General features: G+C 42.2%; 2 protein-coding genes. Both read right to left on the bottom strand.

The annotated features are described in order from the left end of the window. Positions 1–552: 552 nt before the first annotated feature. A complete protein-coding gene (locus tag KJQ12_RS07690) occupies positions 553–1,884 on the bottom strand; it encodes a sensor histidine kinase (protein WP_068779962.1) in 1,332 nt (443 codons plus the stop codon). A 1-nt stretch (position 1,885) separates the two neighbouring features. Further along, the gene (locus KJQ12_RS07695) at positions 1,886–2,572 is read right to left on the bottom strand and encodes a response regulator transcription factor (RefSeq protein WP_068779963.1); all 687 of its coding nucleotides are present in this window, start codon (positions 2,570–2,572) and stop codon (positions 1,886–1,888) included. Positions 2,573–2,856: the final 284 nt, after the last annotated feature.

The following is a 2,856-nucleotide window of genomic DNA, read 5'->3' on the forward strand; positions in this document are numbered from 1 at the left end:
TCAAAAAGTGACATTTTCACAGACGAGTTAAGGTGACATTTTCACAGACGATTGACATAGAGAGGATGCGAGAATATGAAGAAGTTTAGTAAAATTTGCAAAATCTACTGTTGTACTGTGTACTGCATTTCTGGTCATCAGGTACGCAGGGGCAGCACCCGCAACTGAATTGTCACAGGATCAAAAGGACGCTTACTACAAGCAGTATGTTGAAACTGTTAAAAAAGTTGTTTCAGAACATCCTGGTGTTTCACTTGAAGATTGAGTTGATCCTGCGATTTTCAAGAAAATTGCATAAGAATGAGCTTCCGCTTATTAGTTGTCACTGATAAAAAAAGGGTTTTCATTGATGTCCACCGCTTCTGCTTCAAAGACAGCTACATTGAATTCAAACGGTGCAAGTGTAACTTAAACAATTATTGGTTCTTTTGAGACTTCACTGGCTGGCGGTAGACAGGTGTTTACGGGAATAAATTCAATTACTTCGTCTACTAATAAAGGCTCTTGTAACCAAACTGGCTACGAATATGATCTCTTCGATGCAAGTCGTACCTATGGCGCAGCTACGGATATCCAACCTGTTAGCAGCGCTCCACCTTCCGAATGGTTACCTGCGGAAAGTTCACCTCCGTGTAGCCTTACAATTCTTTGTGAAATGGTCAAGCCTAATCCGCTACCTCCAGTTGAACGATTTCTAGATGCTTCACCACGATATAGAGGTTCAAAAACTCGATGTAGTTCTTCCGAGGAGAAGCCCGGGCCTGTATCACGGATCATAAACTTTATTTTGTTACCTTCTTTATAACATTGAACAACAATTTCACCATACGAGGGTGTGTGTCTGACGGCATTATCCAACAAATTGTTCATCGCTCGTTCCAATAAATGCACATCACCGTTAATGAAGCAGTCGTCTTCAATATGGGTCGAAATCGAGATGTTCTTTTGGCGAGCTAGCGGACTTAAACTGTCAATCGATTTCAGGATGATGAGTTTAAAATCAATCTTCTGATTATGAAGATCCATCTGCACATGCTCCATCTTTGTAAATGTGAAAAGGTCCTCTACCAACCGGTCCAATTGCGCCGATTTTTCCTTACAAACGGCCAAATATTTGGTTATTTTATCCGGGGATTGGGCAATGCCTTGTTCCAGACCATCCAAGTAACCTCGTAAAGCGAACAACGGGGTACGCAAATCATGAGCGACAGCTGTAATGACGAATCGGCGCTCTTCTTCCAATTCTGCTTGTATTTGAAAAGCTTTTTGCATTCCATTCACCATCACTTCGAATGCATCGCGTACCTCAGAGATTTCGGTGATATAGGATCTAGGCAACTCTACGTCCCAATCTCCTGCAGCGATTTTTCTAGCTGCAAAGCTCATCTTTTCGAGAGGCTTAAGAAGAAACCTTCGCATTTCAACACCGACAATAAAAAAAGCTAACAATAGCCCGGTAAATATCGAAATGAACTTAGCCGCATTTGACTTCGGAAGATAAATAATGACCTTTCCAAGTAAATGACCGTCCTCTATAATGGAGAACCGTTCGGTAGAAGGCAATATGCCATGGCTCTGCGGATTAGAACGGTAAATTTCTTGATCTGATGCAGATAGAATAGCCGCTTCCATTTTCGCTTGTTGCAACTCATGATGCAATTGGTTTTGCCAATTCGGATCCCTCCAATTGTCCGAATTGGTTTCGATCAGCTGTACGATCTTCTCGATCCATTGTCCTTGCAGAATCTCGGCTTGAGCTCCGTTTTTTGCGAAGCTGAGCGTTTTTGTCTCTATGAAGTGTGTTGTCACATAAAAGATCCACGGCACTAACATTAAGAAAAAGAAAAGCAGTATAGTAAACGAACGAATACGAAGTGTTCTCATCTTAACCTCCCTCGAAGCGATACCCTATTCCCCATACGTTGACTAGGTATTGAGGATGGTTCGGATCGGATTCAATTTTTTCGCGAAGTCGACCGATGTGCACCCGAATCGTATGCCTGTCACCTACCCCATTCCAAAATTTCGAAAGTATCTGTTCATATGAAAAAACATGCCTAGGGTGTTCGGCAAATAATCGCAATAATTCATATTCCCTCGGGGTGAGCACTACACTCTTCCCATCCACGAATACTTCTCTTGTGGATAGATTTAGCTTGATGCGGCCAAAATCCAAGATTCTCTCACTCATTTGCAGTTGGGAAACAGAACGCCGTAGTACAGCTTTTATCCTGGCTACGATCTCGCCAGGTGAAGCGGTTTTTACGATATAATCATCGCCGCCGAGCGTCAAGCCACGAATCTTGTCTACATCGTCGCTGCGTGCGCTCAAGAAAAGGATCGGAACATTACTCTTCTCACGAATCCGGCGACATAACTCAAACCCGTTTTGCCCCGGCATCATGATGTCAAGAACAATACAATGAATGGAATTCCGCTCAAACAAAGTCCAAGCTTGAACAGAATCACAAGCGGTTATAACGCGAAAATTTTCATACTCTAAAAAGTCGCTCAATAGTTCGACAATGCTTTGATCATCGTCAACAACCAGTATGGTACTGATTTCACTCATGATATCCCACCTTTGAAAACTAGTTTATCATTTAACCCCATGCAACAAACAGAACCACCTAATTTGTGATGATTTGTTTATTGTTTTGTGACCTTTATACAACTTCATTTGAGATACTCGTTTGTTACGATACTTCTTGCCGAGTCGGACAGCAAATATCGCGAGTTAGGGCCCGTTCTACGCAAAAACGGATGAAGGAGGTTGACATAAACTTGGAATACGGAAGTGGACCTCTGTCAATAGATTGGACACATGGAATCGAGAAAATTACGCAACATAATCGT

The sequence above is a fragment of the Thermobacillus xylanilyticus genome, from assembly GCF_907165215.1.
Classification (GTDB): Bacteria; Bacillota; Bacilli; order Paenibacillales; family Paenibacillaceae; genus Thermobacillus; species Thermobacillus xylanilyticus.